This is a genomic window from Streptomyces sp. NPDC002835 (assembly GCF_053591995.1).
Genome location: NZ_JBSFUW010000007.1, coordinates 19,562 through 42,897, shown reverse-complemented (window position 1 = coordinate 42,897; position 23,336 = coordinate 19,562). Strand labels below are relative to the sequence as shown.

The 23,336-nt window shown below is 69.8% G+C and carries 18 protein-coding genes and 3 pseudogenes; 11 read left to right on the top strand and 10 right to left on the bottom strand.

What is annotated here, in order from left to right; translation table 11 throughout:
• Positions 1-111 precede the first annotated feature (111 nt).
• The 5 genes from ACWD01_RS09845 to ACWD01_RS09825 all read left to right on the top strand — a co-directional run bounded on the left by ACWD01_RS09845 (position 112) and on the right by ACWD01_RS09825 (position 4,866).
• A complete protein-coding gene (locus ACWD01_RS09845) occupies positions 112-1,125 on the top strand; it encodes a sugar ABC transporter substrate-binding protein (RefSeq protein WP_451159935.1) in 1,014 nt (337 codons plus the stop codon).
• Positions 1,122-2,183, top strand: coding sequence for an ABC transporter permease (locus ACWD01_RS09840; RefSeq protein ID WP_451159933.1), 1,062 nt, complete (start codon positions 1,122-1,124; stop codon positions 2,181-2,183). Before ACWD01_RS09845 ends, ACWD01_RS09840 begins: the two co-directional genes overlap by 4 nt.
• Positions 2,183-3,010, top strand: a complete 828-nt coding sequence (locus ACWD01_RS09835; RefSeq protein ID WP_451159931.1) for an ATP-binding cassette domain-containing protein — start codon at positions 2,183-2,185, stop codon at positions 3,008-3,010. The genes ACWD01_RS09840 and ACWD01_RS09835 overlap by 1 nt, the downstream gene beginning before the upstream one ends.
• Positions 3,011-3,127: 117 nt before the next feature.
• Positions 3,128-4,294, top strand: coding sequence for an ROK family glucokinase (locus tag ACWD01_RS09830; RefSeq protein ID WP_451159929.1), 1,167 nt, complete (start codon positions 3,128-3,130; stop codon positions 4,292-4,294).
• Positions 4,291-4,866, top strand: coding sequence for a hypothetical protein (locus ACWD01_RS09825; protein ID WP_451159927.1), 576 nt, complete (start codon positions 4,291-4,293; stop codon positions 4,864-4,866). Before ACWD01_RS09830 ends, ACWD01_RS09825 begins: the two co-directional genes overlap by 4 nt.
• 51 nt (positions 4,867-4,917) lie before the next feature.
• Here ACWD01_RS09825 and ACWD01_RS09820 read toward each other — a convergent pair whose 3' ends face one another.
• The 4 genes from ACWD01_RS09820 to ACWD01_RS09805 all read right to left on the bottom strand — a co-directional run bounded on the left by ACWD01_RS09820 (position 4,918) and on the right by ACWD01_RS09805 (position 10,162).
• Complete coding sequence (locus ACWD01_RS09820; RefSeq protein WP_451159925.1) at positions 4,918-5,793, bottom strand: geranyl diphosphate 2-C-methyltransferase; 876 nt, start codon at positions 5,791-5,793, stop codon at positions 4,918-4,920.
• Between the two features lie 15 nt (positions 5,794-5,808).
• Positions 5,809-7,212, bottom strand: coding sequence for a family 2 encapsulin nanocompartment cargo protein terpene cyclase (locus ACWD01_RS09815; protein ID WP_451159923.1), 1,404 nt, complete (start codon positions 7,210-7,212; stop codon positions 5,809-5,811).
• Positions 7,213-7,567: 355 nt separating this feature from the next.
• Positions 7,568-8,983 carry a family 2B encapsulin nanocompartment shell protein gene (locus tag ACWD01_RS09810; RefSeq protein ID WP_451159921.1) on the bottom strand — a complete coding sequence of 472 codons (1,416 nt, stop codon included), beginning with the start codon at positions 8,981-8,983 and terminating at the stop codon, positions 7,568-7,570.
• 630 nt (positions 8,984-9,613) lie between these two features.
• Positions 9,614-10,162, bottom strand: coding sequence for a GIY-YIG nuclease family protein (locus ACWD01_RS09805; RefSeq protein ID WP_451159919.1), 549 nt, complete (start codon positions 10,160-10,162; stop codon positions 9,614-9,616).
• A gap of 193 nt (positions 10,163-10,355) precedes the next feature.
• Here ACWD01_RS09805 and ACWD01_RS09800 point away from each other — a divergent pair, with 193 nt between their 5' ends.
• Both ACWD01_RS09800 and ACWD01_RS09795 read left to right on the top strand, forming a co-directional pair.
• A complete protein-coding gene (locus tag ACWD01_RS09800) occupies positions 10,356-10,781 on the top strand; it encodes a contact-dependent growth inhibition system immunity protein (protein WP_451159917.1) in 426 nt (141 codons plus the stop codon).
• A gap of 631 nt (positions 10,782-11,412) precedes the next feature.
• Positions 11,413-11,889: pseudogene (locus tag ACWD01_RS09795) on the top strand (IS5 family transposase); the annotation flags it as partial.
• A 266-nt stretch (positions 11,890-12,155) separates the two neighbouring features.
• Here ACWD01_RS09795 and ACWD01_RS09790 read toward each other — a convergent pair.
• Together ACWD01_RS09790 and ACWD01_RS09785 are read right to left on the bottom strand one after the other, a co-directional pair.
• Positions 12,156-12,728, bottom strand: a complete 573-nt coding sequence (locus ACWD01_RS09790; RefSeq protein WP_451159915.1) for a dihydrofolate reductase family protein — start codon at positions 12,726-12,728, stop codon at positions 12,156-12,158.
• A 211-nt stretch (positions 12,729-12,939) separates the two neighbouring features.
• Complete coding sequence (locus ACWD01_RS09785; protein ID WP_451159913.1) at positions 12,940-13,482, bottom strand: hypothetical protein; 543 nt, start codon at positions 13,480-13,482, stop codon at positions 12,940-12,942.
• Between the two features lie 107 nt (positions 13,483-13,589).
• Here ACWD01_RS09785 and ACWD01_RS09780 point away from each other — a divergent pair, with 107 nt between their 5' ends.
• The gene (locus tag ACWD01_RS09780) at positions 13,590-14,687 is read left to right on the top strand and encodes a LuxR C-terminal-related transcriptional regulator (protein ID WP_451159911.1); all 1,098 of its coding nucleotides are present in this window, start codon (positions 13,590-13,592) and stop codon (positions 14,685-14,687) included.
• A gap of 61 nt (positions 14,688-14,748) precedes the next feature.
• On the opposite strand, the gene ACWD01_RS09775 is transcribed toward ACWD01_RS09780, so the two are convergent.
• Both ACWD01_RS09775 and ACWD01_RS09770 read right to left on the bottom strand, forming a co-directional pair.
• Complete coding sequence (locus tag ACWD01_RS09775; protein ID WP_451159909.1) at positions 14,749-16,299, bottom strand: multicopper oxidase family protein; 1,551 nt, start codon at positions 16,297-16,299, stop codon at positions 14,749-14,751.
• A 109-nt stretch (positions 16,300-16,408) separates the two neighbouring features.
• The gene (locus ACWD01_RS09770) at positions 16,409-18,106 is read right to left on the bottom strand and encodes a 2Fe-2S iron-sulfur cluster-binding protein (protein WP_451159907.1); all 1,698 of its coding nucleotides are present in this window, start codon (positions 18,104-18,106) and stop codon (positions 16,409-16,411) included.
• A gap of 323 nt (positions 18,107-18,429) precedes the next feature.
• On the opposite strand from ACWD01_RS09770, the gene ACWD01_RS09765 reads away from it, so the two are divergent.
• Both ACWD01_RS09765 and ACWD01_RS09760 read left to right on the top strand, forming a co-directional pair.
• On the top strand, positions 18,430-19,617 hold the full coding sequence (locus ACWD01_RS09765) for a sensor histidine kinase (protein WP_451159905.1): 1,188 nt from the start codon (positions 18,430-18,432) through the stop codon (positions 19,615-19,617).
• Positions 19,614-20,297, top strand: coding sequence for a response regulator (locus ACWD01_RS09760; protein WP_451159903.1), 684 nt, complete (start codon positions 19,614-19,616; stop codon positions 20,295-20,297). The genes ACWD01_RS09765 and ACWD01_RS09760 overlap by 4 nt, the downstream gene beginning before the upstream one ends.
• A gap of 16 nt (positions 20,298-20,313) precedes the next feature.
• On the opposite strand, the gene ACWD01_RS09755 is transcribed toward ACWD01_RS09760, so the two are convergent.
• Entirely contained in the window at positions 20,314-20,958 is a 645-nt protein-coding gene (locus ACWD01_RS09755; protein ID WP_451159901.1) for a dihydrofolate reductase family protein, read from the bottom strand.
• A 542-nt stretch (positions 20,959-21,500) separates the two neighbouring features.
• On the opposite strand from ACWD01_RS09755, the pseudogene ACWD01_RS09750 reads away from it, so the two are divergent.
• Positions 21,501-21,995, top strand: a pseudogene (locus ACWD01_RS09750) (transposase); the annotation flags it as partial.
• A 144-nt stretch (positions 21,996-22,139) separates the two neighbouring features.
• On the opposite strand, the pseudogene ACWD01_RS09745 reads toward ACWD01_RS09750, so the two are convergent.
• Positions 22,140-23,331, bottom strand: a pseudogene (locus ACWD01_RS09745) (IS30 family transposase).
• Positions 23,332-23,336 lie beyond the last annotated feature (5 nt).

Genomic DNA, 23,336 nt, shown 5'->3' with positions numbered 1-23,336 from the left:
GCACACCCCGCGACCAGCGATGACCGATACTTGGGCGGCGGCCGGCCAGGTCCGACCCGGAGCCGGCCGCGGCAGTCGGCACAGCGAGTACGGCAAGAAGGGCACCACACCGTGGCAAGGGCAAGGACAGGGGTACGCGCGCTGGGCGCGGTGCTGGCGGCGGTGCTCGGAGTCTCCCTCGTGGGATGCAGCAGCACCGGCGGCAAGCGCGCGGAGGACGCCCGCAAGGCAGAGGCGGCGGCCGGGAAGGCCGCGGTGAACACCCCCCGCTGGACCTTCGCCATGGTCACGCACTCGGGCGACGGCGACACGTTCTGGGACATCGTGCAGAGCGGCGCCGAGCAGGCCGCGGCCAAGGACAACATCAACTTCCTCTACGCCCACAGCGACGAGGGACAGCAGCAGGCGCAGCTCGTCGACTCGTACATCTCCAAGAAGGTCGACGGCCTGATCGTCACCCTCGCCAAGCCCGACGCCATGAAGGCCGTCGTCGCCAAGGCCCGCAAGGCCGGCATCCCCGTGATCACGGTGAACTCCGGCTCCGAGCAGTCCAAGGCGTACGGCGCGCTCACCCACATCGGCCAGGACGAGACCGTCGCCGGCGAGGCCGTCGGCGACGAGCTCGACGCCCGCGGCAAGAAGAAGGCCCTGTGCGTCCTGCACGAACAGGGCAACGTCGGCCACGAGCAGCGCTGCGCCGGCGCCAGGAAGACCTTCGACGGCACGCTGCAGAACCTGCACGTCGACGGCACCAACATGCCCGACGTCCAGGCGTCCATCGAGGCGAAGCTGCAGACCGACCGGTCCATCGACGCGGTCGTCACCCTCGGCGCGCCCTTCGCCGACGCGGCCGTGCGGGCCAAGGAGAGCGCCGGGTCCACGGCAGAGATCGACACCTTCGACCTCAACGCGCAGGTGGCGGACGCACTGCGGCAGGGCTCGCTCGGCTTCGCCGTCGACCAGCAGCCGTATCTCCAGGGCTACCAGGCCGTCGACCTGCTGTGGCTGTACCGGTACAACGCCGACGTGCTCGGCGGCGGCCGCCCGGTCCTGACCGGACCGCAGATCATCACCGAGAAGGACGCCGCCGAGCTGCAGGAATACACGGAGCGGGGGACCCGATGAGCCAGGCCGCACCAACAGCGACACCCGACAGGACACCGCAGAAGCAGGACGAGCGGCTGCTCGGTACCTCGCCGCTGCGCAAGCTGATGGGCCGGCCGGAGCTGGGCTCGGTCGTCGGCGCGGTGGCCGTCTTCCTCTTCTTCTCGATCGTCGCGGACGCCTTCCTCCAGGCGTCCAGCCTCGCCACCGTGCTGTACGCGGCGTCGACGCTCGGCATCATGGCCGTGCCCGTCGCCCTGCTGATGATCGGCGGCGAGTTCGACCTCTCCGCCGGTGTCATGGTGACCAGCTCCGCGCTGATCTCCTCGATGCTCAGCTACCAGTTCACCGCCAACGTCTGGGTCGGCGCGCTCGTCTCGCTGGTGCTCACGCTCGGGCTCGGCGCCTTCAACGGCTTCGTGCTGACCCGCACCAGACTGCCCAGCTTCATCATCACGCTCGGCACGTTCCTGATGCTGACGGGCCTCAACCTCGGTCTGACCAAGCTGATCAGCGGCACGGTCTCCACCAGGGCGATCGGCGACATGGAGGGCTTCGGGTCGGCGGCGAGCGTCTTCGGCGAGTTCACCGTGGCCGGCACGACCGTCAAGGCGACCATCGTGTGGTGGTTCGCCCTGATCGCGCTCGCCACCTGGATCCTGCTGCGGACCCGTTTCGGCAACTGGATCTTCGCGGTGGGCGGCGGCGCCGACGCGGCCCGCGCGGTGGGCGTCCCCGTCAAGCGGACCAAGATCCTGCTGTACATGGGCGTCGCCTTCGCCGCCTGGGTCTCCGGGCAGCATCTGCTCTTCTCGTTCGACGTGGTGCAGTCCGGCGAGGGCGTCGGCAACGAGCTGACGTACATCATCGCGGCGGTCATCGGCGGCTGTCTGATCACCGGCGGCTACGGCTCGGCGATCGGCTCCGCGGTCGGCGCGCTGATCTTCGGCATGACCAGCAAGGGCATCGTCTACGCGGAGTGGAACCCGGACTGGTTCAAGTTCTTCCTCGGAGCGATGCTCCTCCTGGCCACCCTGCTCAACGCATGGGTACGCAAGCGTGCGGAGGCGACCACCTGATGAGTGCCCTTGTCGAGCTCGACGACGTAAGCAAGTACTACGGCAACATCCGGGCCCTCGAAGGCGTCTCGCTGGAGTGCCGCGCCGGTGAGATCACCTGCGTCCTCGGGGACAACGGCGCGGGCAAGTCCACCCTGATCAAGATCATCGCGGGGCTGCACCGCCACGACGCCGGTGTGCTGCGCATCGAGGGCGAGGAGACCTCGCTCGCCAGCCCGCGCGAGGCGCTGGACCGCGGCATCGCCACGGTCTACCAGGACCTCGCCGTCGTACCGCTGATGCCGGTGTGGCGGAACTTCTTCCTCGGCTCCGAACCGACCAGGGGCAGCGGGCCCTTCAAGCGCCTCGACGTCGAGACGATGCGCGAGACCACCCGCTCCGAACTGCTGCGGATGGGCATCGACCTGCGCGACGTCGACCAGCCGATCGGGACCCTGTCCGGCGGCGAGCGGCAGTGCGTGGCGATCGCCCGCGCCGTCTACTTCGGTGCCAAGGTCCTGGTGCTGGACGAGCCGACCGCCGCGCTGGGCGTCAAGCAGTCCGGCGTCGTCCTGAAGTATGTGGCCGCCGCCCGTGACGCCGGCCTCGGAGTGGTTCTCATCACCCACAACCCGCACCACGCCTATCTCGTCGGCGACCGTTTCGTACTGCTCAAGCGCGGCGTCATGGCCGCGAGCCACACCAAGCAGACCGTCACACTCGACGAACTCACCCGGCAGATGGCGGGCGGCAGCGAGCTGGAGGACCTGCGCCACGAACTGGAGCGCGCCCCCGAGCCGACCCACCTCGGCGGCCACCCGGCCGGCGGCGACCGGGCCGGCGGCTGACGCGCGGTTCGGGGGAGCGGCCGCCCGCCTACTAGCATCGAGGGGGCGGACCCCCACCCGCCCCGGACCCCACCCCGCCGAGGAGCCGGACCGGCCACCACGACCCGCAGGGACGACTTGAGTACGTACCGCGACTTCACGAACCGAGGCACCGCACGCGCCACCGTCCTCAAGACGATCGGCACCCGGGAGCGGCGCTCGCACCTCACCGCGCCGCGCGTCCCCACGGTCGGTATCGACATCGGCGGCACGAAGGTGATGGCGGGCGTCGTCGACGCCGACGGGATCATCCTGGAGAAGATCCGCACCGAGACCCCCGACAAGTCCAAGAGCCCCAAGGTCGTCGAGGACACCATCTGCGAGCTGGTCCTCGACCTCTCCGACCGCCACGACGTGCACGCCGTCGGTATCGGCGCGGCCGGCTGGGTCGACGCCGACCGCTCCACGGTCCTCTTCGCCCCCCATCTCGCCTGGCGCAACGAGCCCCTGCGCGACGCGCTCACCGCCCGGCTCGCCGTCCCCGTCCTGGTCGACAACGACGCCAACACCGCCGCCTGGGCGGAGTGGCGCTTCGGCGCGGGACGCGGCGAGGACCACCTCGTGATGATCACGCTCGGCACCGGGATCGGCGGCGCGATCCTCGAGGACGGGCAGGTCAAGCGCGGCAAGTTCGGCGTCGCCGGCGAATTCGGCCATATGCAGGTCGTGCCCGGCGGCCACCGCTGCCCATGCGGCAACCGCGGCTGCTGGGAGCAGTACAGCTCGGGCAACGCCCTGGTCCGCGAGGCCCGCGAACTGGCCGCCGCCGACTCCCCGGTCGCGTACAGCATCATCGACCGGGTCGGCGGCAACGTCGCCGACATCACCGGGCCGCTGATCACCGAACTGGCCCGCGAGGGCGACGCGATGTGCGTCGAGCTGTTCCAGGACATCGGGCAGTGGCTCGGCGTCGGCATCGCCAACCTCGCCGCCGCCCTCGACCCGTCGTGCTTCGTCATCGGCGGCGGCGTCAGCGCCGCCGACGACCTGCTGATCGGCCCGGCCAGGGACGCCTTCCGCCGCCAGCTGACCGGCCGTGGCTACCGTCCCGAGGCGCGGATCGCCAAGGCCCAGCTCGGCCCCGAAGCCGGTATGGTCGGCGCGGCCGACCTCGCCCGGCTGGTGGCGCGCCGCTTCCGCCGCACCAACCGCCGCCGCGTCGAACGCCATGAGCGCTACGAGCGCTACGCGCAGGCCCTGCGCAGTCCGAGCTCCGCACGCCTCACCCAGGAACCTCCCTCATGACAACGCTGACCACCCGCCGGCCGACACCGCAGACCCCGCCCCCCGAGGGCCGGCGCCACATGATCGTGCGCCGCTGGATCACCGCGATCGTCATCGTGCTGCTCATCGGCATCCCGGCCGGGTATCTGGTGATCTCCGCCGAGCAGAGCCGCGCGAGCGGCCGCGACAAGGCGGCGGAGTCCGCCGCGAACGGCCTGCGCGACTTCTGGCCCTCCCTGATGAAGCGCCGCATCTTCGAGGTGCCGATCCCCGAAGGCTCCACACGGGTCGCGTACTACGAGACCAGCAACTGGAAGACCAGCCGGCTGTACGTCCAGTTCCGCACCTCCGACAAGGGCCTCGACGCCTTCCTGAAGGGCGTCGGCACGAGCCGCGCGGCCCTGGAACCGGGCAGGGTCACCATCGGCGACCGCGACGCCGGGGTCGTCGGCTGGAACTTCGGCCTCGAGGACCACGCCTGGGCGGGCACCGTGCACACCCAGAAGGACCCCCGCCCGAGCCAGGACATCACGGTCGACCTGACCAACCCGGACCGGCCCTGGGTCTACGTCGTCTCGACGGCCAACCCGTAGGCCCGCGGGGGCCGGCGGTCGTTGAACCGCCGGCCGAGCGGCACGGCGGGGTCAGACGCGGTCCGCCGCGATCAGGACGTACTGGAACGAGCCGTCCTCGTACGACTTGATGAACGCTTCCTCGATCCCGGTGACCAGGGAGGACGTGGCCCGCAGCTTCCAGTAGGGCAGCGTGTCGGGGGTGAGGTCGATGACGGCCTGCGGTACGAGGCGGTTGTCGGCCATGGCGCGCAGGTATTCGCGGCGGGAGTGGATGTTGCACTCGAAGTGGGCGTTGATCTGGGAGACCCACTTCGACGGCTGGCCGTAGCGGGGGTTCCAGCAGCCGGTGATCGTCACGTACCGGCCGCCGACCTTGAGGAAGCGGGAGTGCTCGGCGAGCAGGTCGTGCAGGTCGACGTACATGGTCGACTCGTTGTTCCACGAGGCGGCGATGCTGCCGTTCTCGAACGGCGTGTCGAGCATGTTGCAGACGTGCGCGCGGACGTGGTCCCGGATGCGGAGGTCCCGCGCGCGCCCGTTGCCGAAGTCGGCCTGTGACGAGGAGAGGGTGACGCCCTCCACCTTGCAGCCGAAGCGCTGATGGGCCATGACCATGGACCCGCCGCGCCCGCAGCCGGCGTCGACGAGGGTGTCGTCGGCCGTGATCGGTCCGAGGTGGTCCAGGAGGACGTCGGTCTGGGCCGACTCGAGGCGGTGCAGCTCGGCGATCAGCCGCTTCTCGTACGCGCTGTCCTCGGGGTCGCCGAGCGCGTCGTGGTCGACGGCGCCGACGCCGTAGTGGTGGTGGTAGAGCCCGTCCACGTCACCGAGGCGCAGGTTCACCGGCCTGGCCTCGCTGTTCCAGTAACGGGCGATGTCCCGCTGGTAGGGCGTCGCCGGGGCCGGGATCATCGGGGTGGCGGTGGGGTTCAGTTCGGTGGTCACAGAGATGTCCATTCCTTACCAGAAGTCGGGCAGGCTGTAGCGGTAGGTGTTGGTGCGGTGCCAGTAGTGGTTGCCGTCGACCCACGCGGCCACGCCCTTGAGGAAGCGCGCCACGGCGGGCAGGGGACAGTCGGCGGCCAGGCCGGCCGCGGAGGCCTCGAAGGCGTGCATGAGCTCGTTGTGGACCTCGACCGCCTTCAGGTACGCGTCGCGCTCGGAAAGCTCCTCGCGTTCCGCGAGCACCACCGGGAGGTTCAGATGCCGGCCGGGGCTGTCGAGCTCCTTGGTGTACGAGTAGAGGTCGTTGACGATGGTGGTCGCGTTCCCGGCGAGGGCGATGACCCGCTGCATCTCCGGCCGGGCGTGCAGGTCCGCCGGCAGCTCGTAGCCGCCCACGGTGTCGGTGATGGTGGGGCAGGGACGGAAGTTGTTGAACTGGCGCATGGCCAGGTACTCCCACACCTCCGGGACGTGATCCGTCTCGGCCCAGGCGGCCTCGGCCAGATACCCCAGGTGCAGCCGGGCCATGTCGTGCCGGTAGCGGTCCGCCTGGGAGGGCGTCGCGGCCCGTACGAAGTGGTCCATCGCGCTGCGGTACGCGCGCCGCGGGGCGTCCGCGCCGAGGGACTCCGCCCACGCCGGCTCGTACTCCGAGGTGGTGTGGAGCCGGTCGAGCGCGGTGTGCGCGAGGAGGAGACGGCCGCCGAGACCGACGGGTGAGCCTCCGTGGTCCTCGCAGTAGCAGTCGTCGACGGCGTTCTCCGCGACCATCAGCCGGGTGGCGAGCATCAGATGGTCGACCGTGGGGGCGTCCGGGTGGCAGGCGGCCATGTAGCGGCCGACGGAGAAGCCGTCGAACTGGCCCTCCCAGTCCTCGGGGTAGAGCTGGACCTCGTCCTCGGCCCAGCGCTTGATGCGGCGGCTGACCTCCTCCACCCGTACGGGATCGGGCTCCGGTACGGGGTGGTGGTAGAGGCCCGGCACGGCCCGGCCCTCGGCGGGCGGCGCGGGCTCCGGGAGCACCTGGTCCGGTTGGCGGGCCAGGGAGAGCGACGCCGTGCCCAGGCCGCCCGGTCCGCGCAGGACCCGGTGGAGGGCGGAGTCCGCGGCGGGCACCGCCGGGACGGCGGAGACGGTCGCCGGGACGGAAGGGGCCGCCGGGACCGAACGGGCCGCCGGGACGACGGAGACGGTCGCCGGGACGGAAGAGGCCGCCAGGACGATCGGCGGATGCGGCGCGGCCGACAGGCCGGGAGCCGCCGGCGCGGGCGCGTCGGGCACCGTCGCCGCCGGTAACTGCGCGGGCTCAGGGACGGGCGCCGTGGAGCGGGTGGCGGCCCCGGCGGGAACGGGGACACCGGCGCGGGCCGCGGCGGCGGGCGGCCTCGACTGCTGAGGGAAGGGTCCAGGGTCGGGCATTCCGTAGCTCCTTGCTGCGTGGGTGGGGCCGTTCCGGATCCGCGCCGGGTCCGCCGGACGGGACGGATCCGGGCCGGCCGGGGCCGTCAGCAGGTTCCCTAGGGTCTTTCGTTTGGATCAGGCCGGATCGGTGAGCGGGGTCTGGTGCATGGGGTCTCCCCAGGCCCGCCAGGGCCGAGGGGACGCCTCGGAAGGCGGAGGATGGGGGTCCCCCAACGCCGAAGGCAGGGGGAGAGTCCACGCGGTGGGGGCACCTCCCGTGCCCGAAGGGCTACGGGGGAGTAGGCGACTGACGACAACGCAGCGAGGTGCGGTGCCGGGGCACGCGAGCCCGGCAAGATCCGAACGAGAGGCCCTAGTCGCGCCTACGGGCGATCTGCACGTTCTCCAGCACGCCGAGCGCATCGGGGACGAGCACCGCGGCGGAGTAGTACGTGGTGACGAGGTACGAGAGGATCGCCTGCTCGCTGATGCCCATGTAGCGCACGGAGAGCCCCGGCTCGTACTCGTCCGGCAGACCGGTCTGCCGCAGGCCGACGACCCCCTGGTTCTCCTCGCCGGTGCGCATCGCGATGATGGAGCTGGTCTGCTCCTTGCTGATCGGGATCTTGTTGCAGGGCAGGATCGGGACACCGCGCCAGGCCGGGACGGACTGCCCGCCCAGGTCGACGTGGTCGGGGTAGAGGCCGCACGCGTTGAACCCGCGGCCGATCGCGGCGATCGTCCTCGGGTGGGCGAGGAAGAGCTTGGTGCCGCGGCGGCGGCAGAGCAGCTCGTCCATGTCGTCCGGGGTCGGCGCCCCGGAGTGCGGCTGGATCCGCTGCTTGAAGTCGGCGTTGTGCAGCAGGCCGAACTCGCGGTTGTTGACGAGCTCGTACTCCTGGCGCTCGTGCAGCGCCTCGACGGTGAGCCGGAGCTGCTCCTCCGTCTGGTTCATCGGGCCGTTGTAGAGGTCGGCGACGCGGGTGTGGACCTTCAGGACGGTCTGCGCGACGGAGAGTTCGTACTCGCGCGGCTTAAGCTCGTAGTCGACGAAGGCGCCCGGCAGTTCGGCCTCGCCGACGTGGCCCGCCGACATGGCGATCTCGGCCTCGCCGTGCTTGTTCTGCCGCTGCCGCGCGAGCGAGCTGAACTCCTCGATGTGGTTCTGGAGACTCGGCGCGGCAGCCTGTACGGCGGCGAAGTCGGCACGGGAGAGGGTCAGGAGCGTGCCGGAGGTCTCCGCGGTGGCCGTGCAGTCGTACCGGGCGTCGGCGTCCAGGAGGGCGTTCTCCCCGAAGCGGTCGCCGTCCGCGAGCACCGCGATGGCGATCTCCCCGCCGTACTTGCCGTCGGAGGTCTGGCGGACGCGACCGTGGGCGATCATGTGGATCCGGTCGGCCGGGGCGCCGCGCTCGACGAGGACCTCGCCCGCCGCGAAGTCGCGCTGCGTGCAGCGGCCGGCGAGGGCGGTGAGCGCGTCGAGGTCCTCGAAGCCGCGCAGCAGGGACAACTCACCGAGTTCGCGGGGGATCACCCGGACCGCGGCGCCCTCCTGGACGAACTCGATGCGCCCGTCGCCGACGGTGTGGCGCAGCCGGCGGTTGACCCGGTAGGCGCCGCCCCTGGTCTCGACCCAGGGGAGCATGCGCAGCAGCCAGCGGGAGGTGATCTCCTGCATCTGCGGGGCGGACTTGGTGGTGGTGGCGAGATTGCGGGCGGCGGCGGTGCCCAGGGACTGCTGGGAAGGCACCGGTGCGGTCTGGACTTCCGGACTGCTGTCGATGGTCATCGAGGGGGGTTCTCCTTCGCGACAGGCGACGGCCGGCGCACACGGGTGCGCCGAATGGCGAACGGGGAGGAACGGCGTGGTCACGGCTCCGCGCAGGTCCCGGAGGACCGTAACGACCAGTTGAGCCGCAACGCCCGGAGAACCCAGACTTATTACCTCGAAGAAGTGATCAACAATAGAATGCGGTTTATCTGCCCAATCAGCGACATTGCGCCACTTCGCTGGAGCGCGACGGGCGGTTCAGGCCCCATCACCGTTCCCTGACGCCCGTGCGGCTCTCGGGTCGCACGGGATCCGGCCAACTTGCCGCCGGCGAGGCTCCGGCCGGGCTCCCCACGGCTGCTCGCTGATCGAACCGACCCGGAGATCTACTGGGACGAGGACACCAACGAGCCCGAACGGCAGCGGCCCGGTTGTCGCAGGCATATTGCTGGGCGATCAGTCGGTCCCACTCCGCGACAAGGTGGCTACGGGCGAGGGGGGTGAGGACATCGGCGTCCTGCGCGTGCTCGGCGTCATCGCCAGGATGCGTCAGGGCCAGCAGGCAGGTGGCGATGAGCAGAGGACAAGGAATGAGGTGGCAGAGGAGCGTCGAGGAGGCCGCTGAGGGCCGCCGCTCACGAATGCCGGCTACCTGTCCGGACGCGGGCCGGCACTGGCGTAGTAGAAGGCTCGTGCCTGTTTGACGCTGTCCCGACTGTCGCCAGGCTCCGCTCCGTCGACATTCAGCGGCGGGTGCAGACGGGAGATCAGTTCCTTCTCCACTGGGACGGGGTCGGCGTGCTCACTCCAGGTGAGGGTGAGGTGTTGATGCATCCAGTGGGTGAGGCGCTGCTCGTCCTCGGGGAACAGGACGACACGATCGGTCCAGGTAGTGCCATAGCCCTCGGTTGGCATGAGGAGTCCGGCCAGGGTCCGGCGCAGGGTGGACCGTCCCGAGTCCCTCAGATGGTTTGACACGACGCGGGACCGCAGTCGGCCGGCCTTGCCCAGGTAGAGCAGTCGGCGTCCGGCATCACCGGAGTTGACCGGTCCGGGGAAGGAAGCCAGGACCTCGGGCGGCGCCCACCAGGCGTACACCCCTGCGGTCGTGGGCAGGGTGGTAGCCGAGCGACTGAGGGACCGGGGCGCGGAGAGTAGATCCGCTGTGGCCTTCCGAATGGTCACGTCGTCGAGCATGGGAGCACCCTAGCTCGATCCCTGATCCCGGGCCCGAACGCGTCCTCGTACTTGATCATTCGGACTGGTAACTGCCGTACGCGCAGGTGGCTTTCGGCTACAGGTCGTCAGCTGCCTCAAGCGATACGTGGCACGCGAGGTATTCCACTTGTCCGGCCTGAGGGTACGCAGCGGTCCGGTGAGAATGAATCGCATGGACCATCTGCTGCATCTCGACCGCACGCTCGACGAGTTGGACCCACCCCGGTGGGCGCCTCCTGCCGCTGATGCGACCCGTTTGGTGCGCACCGTGCATCGACTTCGGTGTGTTCCCTTGGGCGAACTCGGTCCGGCAGACCTGCGCACCCTCATTTCACAGCAGGTGGCACTGCCCTACGTCCTCCCACTCGCTGTGCGCCTGCTGATCGAGGAGCCGCTGCTCGACACCTACTTCTACGAGGGCGACCTGCTGCTCGCCGCCGCCAGTGCCCCTGCCTCGGCCTGGGCCCTGCTGCCGGAGTCCGGCGCGCGGCTGCGGACCGTCATCACGACATTGCCGGAGGCCTCGGTCGCCGGCCTGCCACGCGGTGCCGCAGAGGAGCTTGCCCGCTTCGTCGAGGGGTCTGCACCGCCTCTCTGACCTGAAAGCGGATCTGCGAACTACCGCCCACCGGGCGTAGAAGGATGCCCTGAAAGGCGACGTGACCTGGGAGGTTCGGGCTCTCGTGGCATGATGCGGTCCGCCTTCCTGCGAGCCCCCGCCACGGGGCTTCCGTGATACGTGAGAGGGTCCGGGGCGTGAGTGAGACACCACCGAACACCCTGCAATACCGCGTTGACGGGCCAGAAGACGCTCCGGTCCAGGTCCTCGGGCCGTCGCTCGGTACCACATGGCACAAGTCGTAGGGACCGTCCAGAGGCGTCCAGCTGATCCAGCGCAAGGGCTTAATACCAGGTCAGAACCTCACATGCGGGGGAGTCCGCTCAGTCGGTGAGAGCTGTGTGAGAGCGTGAAGACGACGCCCCCCGGTTTACTCCGGCGGGGGTCGTCGTGCGGCGGCTTGCGATGGCGTTCAGCGTCCGGCGTGGGCACCGCTGTACTCCGGCTCGCCGCTTTCGAGTACGCGGAGCAAGGAGGCGGTGACGACACGTGTACGACGGCCGATGCGCAGCACACGGCACGGAAACTTCCCCTGGCGAACCAGGCTGTAGCCCTGTGCCCGTGAGCATCCAAACGCCTTGGATGCTCCCTCCAGGCTCCCGGCCGCTCGCAGGGGCCCAAAAGCGGGCCCAGCCCGGTCGACCGCGCACGGCCGGGCAGCAAGCACCACCTCATCGTCGACGTGCAGGGCATCCCGCTCGCGGTGTCGCTGACCGGCGGAAACCGCAATGACGTGACTCAACTCCTGCCGCTCCTCGACAAGATCCCGGCCACCGCGGGCCGAGTCGGAACACCGCGCCGACGGCCGGATGCCCTCCGGGCCGACCGTGGCTACGACCACGACACGTACCGTCGTCTGCTCTGGCAGTGCGGGATCCGCCCCGTCATCGCGGAGCGGGGCCAGCCACGCGGCACCGGCCCGGGCATCTTCCGCCATGTCGTCGAGCGCACGATCTCCTGGCTGCACGGCTTCCGCCGCCTGCGCATCCGCTGGGAACGACGCGACGACACCCACGAAGCCTTCCTCGGCCTCGCCGTCTGCCTGATCACCCACCGCCACGTCCAACGGCTTTGTCAGGCCAGTTAGAGCGGGGTGGCCAGCTACCCAAGCGGGTGCCCAATCCTCCGGCGGCACCGCAGAGGTTGATGGCCGATTCATCAGTGTCCCTTGGGGTCTGTCCGGCGGATCTTGCCGCAGCCGCGTGCCCTGGCAGGCGCTGCCCCAAGGTCTAAAGGACCGGGGCCCTCTCCGGCGCTGTCGGCGGTCGCCGACGCTTCGCGTCGACTCGCTCCTCCGGCTTGCGTCTGCACGCACCAGACCCCGCTCGACAGCAGGGCGAGCGCGGGAGCCTGTCAGTGGATGACGTCGAAGACGTTCTTCTGCAGGCCGTTGGCGTACGCCTCGTGCTCGACGAGCTTCAGCTGCTGGGTGTCCTTGTCCGTGTCGCTGAACAGCCGCTTGCCGGCGCCGAGCAGCAGCGGGAAGACGAGCAGGTGGTAGCGGTCGATCAGACCGGCGTCGGAGAGGTTCCGGTTCAGGGTGGCGCTGCCGTGCATGATGATCGGCCCGCCCTCGGTCTTCTTCAGCGCGGCCACTTCGTCGAGGGAGCGCAGGATGGTGTTCTCCCCCCAGCCCGAGACCAGGGCGTCCTCGGTGAGGCTGGTGGAGACGACGTACTTCGGCATGTCCTTGTAGTGGGCGAACTCCTCCATGCCCGGCCAGACCGGGCTGAACGCCTCATAGCTGGTCCGGCCGAACAGCATCGCCGTGGCCTCCTGCTGCTCCCGGCCCTTGATCTCGAAGGCCTCCAGGACGAACTCGATGTCCTTGAAGGTCCAGCCGGAGTTGCGGTAGCCGGGCTCGCCGCCCGGGGCCTCCACGACACCGTCGAGCGAGACGAAAGCGGTGCTGATCAACGTACGCATCTCAAGATCTCCTGGTTAGCTGTTGCGGGTCCCGTCACCGCCTTGCGGTTACGGTTCATTGACTCTGGACCACGCGGGAAATCATCGGTCGTGCTCCGATCTGCCCGCCGCGCTCGTGGTCGGCGGGCAGATCGGTGTGGCTTCACCGGCCGGAACGGCGCACTGAACCCACGGTGTTCAGAGACGGCTGAGCGGCAATGCCGGTGAGGCGTCAGACCGATCGGGTGCCGCTGAAGCCGTAGTGGCGAAGGCCCTTGCCGTCGTTGTTCCAGTTGAGCTTGAGCGCGCCATCGGCGTAGGCGCTCTTGCCGCCCACGTACTTCTTGGCCGTCGACGTGGTCCATGAGCCGTTGCCGGCGCCGTTCATGGCGGCCAGGTTGTCCTGGATGTAGAAGGTCTTTTTGCCCAGGACGGTGTCCGCACCGGCGTCCGCGTGCTTGACGTACAGTCGGAAGTACGCGCTGTCGAAGGTGTTTGACAGGTCGGTTCCGGCGTACCACGGAGGCGCGTCCCAGGTCACCTTGGCCTTGGAGTAGACATAACCGCCGGACCGGGCCACGCAGTTCTTGACCGTGAAGTCCCAGTTGTCGCCCGCGGGACCGGAGTACGACGCGTCGTCGATGGTGCGGGAGCTGGAATCGCACTTCCAGCTCAGCGCGGACGCCGGGGTGACGGTCAGCACCGTGGCGCCGACGACGCCCGCGCCGACCAGAGCGAGCGATACGGCCTTCCTGGACGCGGACGAACGCGGCACGGGCAATAGACGTCGCACATTCACTTTCATGGTTCCCCTCGTTGTTGTCAGGCCCTGCCCAAGCAGCCCTTCTCCGCCACGGTCCTGCCGCAACCAACCGTTCTCGCGTGACAGCGATCGTGTCACCCGGCGGCACGACCGATCATGCAGGCGATTGCGATGTCGGCGCGGGCCCGGCACCCTTCAAGATTCAGCAGTGCACGAACATGAACGGGGGACTCATGTGCGGAAAGCCGGATGGAAACCGACAGAACGCCGGCACACGACTATGTGGCCTCGGGATCGCTCGCTACCGCGAGGCGGTGACGCGAGGTCGAATCTTGGGTGAGATCCCGGAATGCCTCACCCGGACCGGCCTCGTGCGGCCGATAGCGGACGATCCCACTGCGCACGCTCCGGTGCCGCCGGACATCGCCGCATCCCATCACACCCGGCCCGTTCAGCAGGAGATCCTCGACCAGCAGCAGACCCTGCTGCGCATCCAGGACTCCTTCGCCGAGGCCGAGCGGATCTACGACGAGGTACGGCAGCGGACCGCCGCCTCCGGACGCCTGTTGCAGGGTCAGACCACCATCTACGCGGCGCTGCGGGAAGCAGCCGACAACTGCCGCGAAGAGGCACTCACCCTGCAGCCCGGCGGCGCCCGCCCACAGGCCGTGCTGGCCACTGTCCTGCCCTGGGAGTTCGACATGATCGGCCGGGGGGTCCGGCGGCGGACCCTGTACCAGCACTCGGCCCGGTCCGACGCCCCCACACTCGCCTACATGGAGCAACTGACCGCGGTCGGCGGCCAGATCCGCACCGTGGACGAACTCTTCGACCGCCTCGTCATCTATGACCGGACGATCGCGTTCATCCCCGATCCGCGCGTGGACCAACGGGAGAACGCGCTGCTCATCGAACATCCCGGGATCGTCAGGTACCTTGCCCGGGTCTTCGACCACGCCTGGGACCGAGCCGACCCGGTGACTTTCGGCACGCCCCAGTCCCGCCCCGCGCCACTGACCGACAGGAAGCGCCGCACCGTGCTGCGCCTCATGGTGGACGGGCACACCGACCGGGCCATCGCGGCGCGGCTCGGGATGAGCACACGCACCGTCGCCAACCACGTCAAAGCCGTCTCGGACCAGCTCGGCAGCCGCAGCCGGGCCCAACTCGCCTACCGCCTGGCACAGTCCGGTCTACTCGATGACATCGAAACCTAGAAGTCCAACGAGGATACGCAGATCGAGTGTGCGGCGTTGGAGCTCATCATGGTGGCGGTCCTCAGGAGTGGCCATGGTTGTGGCTGGGTCCACCGCCGACTCTGTCGGGCTTCTGGCCAGGGGCGACCACCACGAACTGGCCCATCAGGCCCTGGTCCTCGTGGTACAGCACATGGCAGTGGTACATGTACGGGAACCTGGGGTCGCTGTGGTCGCGGAACCGCAGGGCGAGGCGGATCGGCACGCCGGGTGGGGTGTGGATGGTGTCCTTCCAGCCGCCGAGTTCAGGCGGCGGCTGCTTTCCGCCGACGGACAGGACCTGGAACTGGACATCGTGGACATGGAAGTTGTGCTGTACCGCGTCGCTGGCGGTGACCTCCCAGACCTCGGTGGTGTCCCGTGGAGCGGTGAAGTCGATGCGTCTCATGTTCATGCTCTTGCCGTTGACGGAAAAGCCCGACAGCTCGAACGTGCGGTCAACTTTCGTGCTCTTGGCGGCCAGTGCGGGTGCCTCGGCAAGCCGCTGCGGCAGCTTGGGTGAGGGCGCCAGGCGGGGCGCGGCCCGCAGCTGGAGGATGTCCAGGGTGTCGTCACAGCCGTTGAAGCGGCGGTCCCAGAAGTTCAGATCGAGGTCCGGGGGAAAGCTACGCAGGACGGCCCGCTCACCGGGCTCCAGAGTGACCACGATCTCGGCGCGCTCGGCCGGGGAGAGCTGGATGCGCCGCGTCTCGTGCGGGGTGGGCAGCAGCCCGCCGTCGGTACCGACGAGTGCGAACGGCCGGTCGTCGGCAAAGCCGAACCGGTAGAAGCGGGCGTTGGAGGCGTTGAGCAGCCGCAGCCGGATCCGCTCGGTCGTGACCCGGTGGTACGGCGCGGTGGTGCCGTTGACGCAGATCAGGTCACCGAGGATACCCACGCCGCTCATCCGGGGTGCGCTCTCATCGAGCTGGTTGTCGCCGTCAAGGCGCTTGTCCTGCACGATGACGGGGATGTCGTCCACGCCGTAGCGGTTCGGCAGGGCACCTCGGGCGGCATCCGGCTCGGCGCCGGCGTCGGCCTCGTCGATGATGAACATGCCCGCCATGCCGCGGTAGACGTGCCGGGCGGTCTGCTCGTGCGGATGGGGGTGGTACCAGAGGGTGGCAGCCGGCTGGTCGACGGTCCAGGTCGGGGACCAGGTTTTGCCTGGTTCGACGGCCTGGTGCGGGCCGCCGTCCATTCGCGCGGGCAGGTGCATTCCGTGCCAGTGCAGGCTCGTCGTCTCGGGCAGGTCGTTGCGCAGGTTCACCACCACTGTGTCGCCGCGGGCGGCCCGCAGGGTCGGCCCGAGGTAGGGGGCGTTGAGCCCCCAGGTCTCGGTCGTACGACCGGGGCGCAGGCGGTGTTCCCCTTTGGCCGCGCGCAGGTTGAACACCCGTCGGCCCGAGGAGTCGCGGCGGCCGGTGTCCAGCGGCGGGATGGCGAGGCGGTTGGTGAACTCGACCTCTCCGGCGGTGTCGATGTCTGCCGTCGTGTACATCCATCCCACCACCCCGCCGGCGGCCGCCGCTGCGACGGCCACGGTGCGCCCTCCGGCTTTCAACAGGGTGCGTCGGCTGATGCGGCGGTTCACGTCGTACTCCCAGGGTTGCTGCGGATGTCGTCGAATCGTGTGTGGTTCGTCGTGCGAAGGGGGCTGTGGTGGCAGCGGCCTGACATGTGCCGAAGGGCGGCGGCGGGCTTCACAGATCCAGGACGATCCGGGGGCCGTGCGCCCGCGACACGCACGGGTGGATGACGTCCCTGCGGGCGCGCTCATGGGGCTGGAGGACGTGGTCACGGTGGTCGGGCACACCGTCGAGCACCCGGGTCGCGCAGCTGCCGCAGAGCCCGTCCTCGCAGGAGAAGTCCAGTGTGGGCTCGGCCTCCTGGAGGGCGGTCAGCAGGCTGGTGCCCGCGGGCACCGGAACGACCCTGCCGCTGCGGGCGAGCTCGGCCTCGAAGGGCGTGTCCGATCCCGCACCGGACCGCGCGGAAGCGGCGAAGCGCTCCAGGTGCAGTCGCCCTCGAGGGCAGGCCGAGGGCATGGCCGCCGCGACCGCGTCCATCAGCGGGGCGGGCCCGCAGCAGTACACCGCGACGCCACGCGGCGCGCCGGCCAGGAGCCCGGCAAGGTCGGGGCGTGGATCTGTGTCCGAGGCCGACACCAGGACCCGGTCCGGGTGGTCGCGCAGGAGGTCGTCGGCGTAGGCCATGGCCCGCCGTGATCCACCCCGGTAGACCAGCCGCCAATCGACGCCCCGGCACTCCAACCGGCGGATCATCGGCAGGAGCGGTGCGATGCCGACGCCGCCCGCCAGGAACAGATAGGACGGGGCATCGGCGAGGGGGAAGTGGTTGCGGGGGCCGCGCACCGCGACAGCCGTACCGGGTGCAAGGGTGTGCGCCTCGACCGAGCCGCCGCGGCCACGCGGTTCGCGCAGTACCGCGATCCGGTAGACATCCCGCCGCTCGGGATCACCGCACAGCGAGTACTGGCGTACCGTCCCCGACGGCAGGACCAGGTCGACATGGGCCCCCGGCTGCCAGGCCGGCAACTCCCCGCCCTCCGGGCGCCGCAGCTCCAGTTCCACGACCTGCTCGGCGGCTCGGCGGACGGCGGCCACGGTCATCGGCGTCTGCGCTGCGGGCACCCGCTTCGGACGCAGGTCCGTGGATCGCGCCGCCGCGGCCCGGCGACCCCAGTGGGTCCTGCCGCCGGGCTTGAAGACGGAGAGGAACACCGCGGTCCACAGCAGAACCGTGAAGACAACCAGGCAGACCGTCAGGGTGAGGCCCGTGCGGCCGGGCTCCTGGGAAGGGCCGAGAGCCCGGAGCTCCTTGATCCACTTGTGCTCGAAGAAGGCCGCGAACAGCGGCAGGCTCAGGGCGATCACGAACTTCAGCAGCACCCACCAGTGCCGGACCAACCCCCACGGCGTGCCCACGGAGACGACGACACCGGTGATCAGGGCCAGCGCCATGCTCGGGATGACCAGTGCGAGGTCGAACAGGTGCATGATGTCGTACGCGGCACTCCGCGTTCCGCGTCCGTCGGCGGTCAGCCCCACGACGGACATGACCGCCATCGCCAGCGAAAGGCCCAGCCAGCTGACGCTGAAACCGATGTGCAGCATCAGCCAGACCTTGCGCGCCCGGCGCCCCAACTGCCCGAAGCGCGGCTTCATCAGCACGGCAAGCACCGCCGAGGCGAGCATCCCTCCCAGCGGTTCGTAGTTGCCGAAGCTGAAGAGGAACTGCAATGGGACGAAGGCAAGGTGAAAGACGATCAGCGTCCGGCGGGCACGGGCCCCGGACGCCGGCTGTCCCAGCGCCCATCCGGCGACGGCCACCAGCGGCGCCGCCAGCAGATACCCGATCACTCCGGCGGTCTGGAGCACGGGGAACGCGGGCTCCGGGCGGACGTACAGTACGACAGCTGCGGCCAGGCAGAAGAGGGCAAAGACGCCTTGCGCCGCCCGCGACGCACCGCTGTACCGCCGACGCGGGGCGCCGTTCAGGCCGGTAATCGGGCCGGGCTCCGTGGGCCGTGCGGGGCTATGGGGATTCGTGTGGGTCATGCCCGCAGCGTCGTCCGGGCGGCACCTCCCGGACATCGGCCATTCCCCGCCCGCCGATCGGCGGAAAGGTGCAGGCCGCACCCGTCCGCCTACGACGAAAGGCTGACCCTTCCCGGTTCGCGGCCCGGTTAGGGTCGTGCGTCATGGAACGAAGTCCCCGGTACGCGGCGGCCGTCAGACGCTTCCACCCGGTCATCGAGGTGCTGGTCGCAGTGGCCGTGGCCGTCAGCACGGCTACCCGGGACGGTGGTTCGGCGAACTTCGCGTATGTCGACCATCCCGGCGGGCAGCCGCCCCTGTGGCTGGCCGCCGGCCTTGGCCTGCTGGTCGGCGCTGCGGTCTGGCAGCGACAACGCCGTCCTGAGCTGCTGTTGGTCGCCGCACTTGCCGCCTTTGTGGTCCTGTCGGCCTGGATCGTGGTGATGCTCGCCCAGTTCACGCTGGCGGAACGGACGGCCTCCTGGCGCAAGTCGGCGGTCGCCACCACCGCCGTCCTGGCGGTGGTGATCGTCCCGGTCTGGCGGATGGGCGGCCCCGATGCCAGCGCCCCCATGGGCCTGGTGATCGGTGTCGTACCGGCACTGATCGGGCTGTACGCGGGAACGCGCCGCGAGTTGCTGGTGGGGCTGGGCGAGCGGGCGGACCGCGCCGAGCGTGAGCAGCAGCAGCGGGTGGAGCGGGCACGCAGCGACGAGCGCGCCCAGATCGCCCGCGACATGCACGATGTCGTCACCCACAGGGTGTCGCTGATCGTGCTGCATGCCACAGCACTGGAGGCGACCCACGGCGACAACGCCGTCACCATCGGCCGGCAGATCGGCGCCATCGGACGCGAGGCACTGACCGAACTCCGCTCGCTGGTGGGTGTGCTGCGCGCCGACGAGGCGGCGCCGACCGCGCCGCAGCCCGGTCTGGCCGACCTGGAAGCGTTGGTCGATGCCTCGCGCCGTGCGGGCACTCCGGTCACCCTGGAGACGGCCGATCCCAATGGAGCGGTGCCCGCGGGTCTGCCCGCCCTGATCGAGCACGCCGTCTACCGCGTCGTCCAAGAGGCCCTGAGCAACGTCCGCAAGCACGCGGGACGGGCCAGGACCCGCGTCCGGATCTCCTGCACGCCGCAGCGGCTGCACCTGGCGGTGACCAATGAGCAGGGCGCCGCCGGACCCGAGCACGGACTGCCGGGCGGTGGCCACGGACTGCTCGGCATCGCCGAGCGGATCCGGCTCCTGGGCGGCACCCTGGAAGCCCGGCCGACCTCGGAGGGCGGATTCGAGATCTCCGCGCAGGTCCCGCTCGACCCGAATGCGCTCAGGCCGGAGGCAGTCCGATGAGCGGGAGCGACCCGACGCGCGTGCTGATCGTGGACGACGAGTGGATGGTGCGCTCGATGCTGCGCACCATCATGGAGTCCGCACCCGATCTGACGGTGGTGGGCGAGGCCGCCGACGGCGCCGCCGCTCAGCGCATGGCCGCGGCCCTGCGGCCCGACGTGGTCCTGATGGACATCCGGATGCCGGGGGCCGACGGGCTGACCGCCACCGAGCGGATCACACAGGCTGCCTCCGCCCCACGCGTCGTGGTCCTCACCACCTTCGACCTGGATGAATACGTACGCGCGGCGATCCGCAACGGCGCTGTGGGCTTTCTGCTCAAGGACGCATCGGCGGAGGAGATGATCACCGGGGTGCGCAGCGCCGCGCGCGGCGACGCGATGCTCGCGCCCCGGGTGACCCGGCTACTGCTGCGGCACTTCGCGGCCGACGACGCGCGCGATACGCGGGACGACCGTCGCAGGACGGAGGCCCGCGAACGAATCCAGGTGCTGACGGCGAAGGAGGGCGAGGTGCTCGCGGAGCTGGGCGGCGGGTTGTCCAACACCGACATCGCCGCCGCCCTCGGGATGAGCGAGGCGACGGTGAAGACCCATGTCAGCCGGATCCTCACCAAGCTCACCTGTACCAATCGCGTCCAGGCGGCCATCCTCGCCCATCACGCCGGACTCCTCGATTGAGGCTTGACCGAGCGAATCACTTCCGCCAGAACAGGTGGTGAGTCACGCCGCTCGGGCTGGGTACGACATCGAGGTGGAAGCGGTCGAGCAGCTCGTCGGGTGACTCCCAGAGGCGTGCCCCGGAGTCGAGCTTCAGCGGTGAGACCGCCACGTGCAGGGTGTCGACGAGGTCGCCGTCGAGGAACTGCCGGATGGTGGTGGCCCCGCCGCCGAGCCGGACGTCCTTGCCCTGCGCCGCGTCCCGCGCCTGTTCGAGGACCGTGGCCGGGTCGCCGTCGACGAAGTGGAAGGTCGTGTCGGAGAGCGTGAACGAAGGACGCTTGTGGTGGGTCATGACGAACACCGGGGTGTGGAACGGAGGTTCGTCACCCCACCAGCCCTGCCACTCGTGGTCCTGCCAGGGGCCGCGCTGGGGACCGAACTTGTTGCGGCCCATGATCTCGGCGCCGATATTGCGCGCGTAGTCCCGCGTGAAGTAGTCGTCGAGGCCACGGCTGCCACCGGGGTCGGCGCGCCCGGGCCAGCTCGCCGTGGCGCCGGCCCAGGCGACCAGCTTCCCGGGATCGGCGTGGCCGAAAGGACGCTCAAGACTCTGGCCCTCACCGGCCCCGAATCCGTCACTCGAGACGGTGAAGTTCTGAACTTTCAGTAGCTGAGCCATGCGTTCCTCCTGTGTTGTCGACAACGGTGGTAAGACTCTCCGATCCGGGCAGACTCATCGCTGCATCCGTGACCGGTCAGAAACTGGGCTGCCTAGTACTCGACGATCCGGCGGACCTCGACCTGCCCGTAGCGAGCCGTCGGCACCCGCTCGGCCCAGGACAGCGCGGCGTCCTCGTCCGCCACCTGACCTCGATGTATCCGGCGACCGTCGTGCCCGCGCCGATCACAGCGCCTGCCCGCACCTGGGTCCGTCCGTCCCGGACCTTGACGGTCTGCGCCTGACCTGCCGGGTGGAACCCGGACTCGTGGAGGAAGTTACCGGCTATCGAGGACGTGACAACGAAAGGGGGAGTGGATTTTGGTGCGTGTCGGACACCGAAGGACTCGGTACGCGCGGCACGGACGGCGACGGAGTCGGCAGGTAGTGAGATCGGTGCTGCGGCAGGCCAGGGCTCGGCAGCCGCAGGGGCGACTCTCGTTGGCGGCCCTGACGGTTCGACACAAGGGCCGGTTGGTGTTGTGCCCGATGTCGGGGACGACGAGGACGTCGTGGCCCGGGCCACCCGCGTCACGCTGAGCCTGCTGGCCCAGCGCATCGAGCAGCTCACCGGGCAGATCTATGAGCTCAATCAGCGCCTGACCCGGCTCGTCGAGCGCCACGCCCCGCAGCTACTCGTGCCGGTGGGCATCGGCCCGGACAGCGCCGTCACTCTCCTGATCACCATGGGAGACAACCCCGAGCGGCTGAACACCGAGGCGTCCTGCGCCGCATTGTGTGGAGTCAGTCCCGTCGAGTACTCCTCCGGCCGTCGGAGCTCGCGCCGGCTCAGCCACGGCGGCGACCGGCAAGCCAACGCCGCCCTGCACCGCATCGTCTTCACCCGGCTGCGCTTCGACCCCCGCACCCAGGCGTACTACGAACGCCGCACCCAGGAGGGCAAGACCCGACGTGAGATCATCCGATGCCTCAAGCGATATGCCGCCCGAGAGGTCTTCAACCTGGTCAGGACGGTATCCACCGAACCCCAGTCATAGGGGCGTCTGTGATCGCTCGTGATGCGTGAGGACCCCCGTCGGCTTGCTCAGACGGGGGGTCCTGCGTAGACGGGGACCTGATACGACGGCTACGCCCCGGACCGCCCGTGGCGGATTCTCGGGGTCCTCGCAACACCTGATGGCTTACGCGGCTGTCAGTAGATCACGCAGGCGCTCGGCTGGGGTTCTCCAGCCGAGCGTTTTGCGTGGCCGGCCGTTGAGTTGCTGGGCGACGTGTTCGAGGTCTTCGGCGCTGTGCAGGGACAGGTCGGTGCCCTTGGGGAAGTACTGCCGCAGCAGGCCGTTCGTGTTCTCGTTCGACCCGCGCTGCCAAGGGGAGTGAGGATCGCAGAAGTAGACCGGTACTCCCGTGGCCACGGTGAACTGCTCGTGCGCGGCCATCTCGCAGCCCTGGTCCCAGGTCAGCGAGCCGCGCAGGTGCTCGGGCAGGGTCTGGATCAGCGGCACCAGCACGTCGCGGACCTCCTCGGCGGTGTGCCCGCCGACCAGATGCCCGAGCATCACGTAGCGGGTGGAGCGCTCGACCAGGGTCACGATCGCGCTGTCGCTTCGAGGGCCGACGATCAGGTCGCCTTCCCAGTGGCCGGGAACCGCCCGGTCCTCCACCTCGGCAGGACGCTCGGAGATCATCACCATCTCGTCGACGAACCGGCGGGTGCGCTGCTCCGGGCTGCGGCGGGGCTTGCGGCGGGTGCGCCCGCTGCGCAGTGCGACCGCGACTTCGCGGCGCAGGCCGCCACGGGCCTGGACGTAGATCGCCTGGTAGATCGTTTCCGGACTCACGCGCATGCTCTCGTCGTCGGGGAACTCGATGACCAGAGCGTGACAGGTCTGCTCGGGTGACCACTGTTCCCGCAGCTTGTCCGCGACGAACCGGCGGAGCGGGCCGTCCTGGGCGAGCTTGGAGTCCTTGGGCCGTGACCGGCTCCCGGCCCGGCCCATGGGCCCGGTGCGGCCGGCAGACGCCGTCGACCGCCCGGGCGTCGATCTCCCGCTTGATCGTGGACGCCGGTCGCCCCAGAGCCCGTCCAATCGCCCGCAGCGAGTGGCCGGCCCGGTGCATGTCAGCGATCGTCTCCCGCTCGGTCACGTTCAGGAACCGGGAGTGCAGCCGCGCGTCGACCACCGCGAGGGACGGCTCGGTTGCGCTGGCGCCGATGGTGGTCACACCGGTCTTATAGTCGATCAGACGGCCGTCAGCGTGCAGTCGCGAATGGCCGATCTGCCGGATGCCCTGGTCCCAGTCCTGGGCCGTGCGCTCGTGGACGCCGGCCTGCGCGGCGGCGTCGCGGCGTCGGACTCCGGCCGCACGCAGCCGCT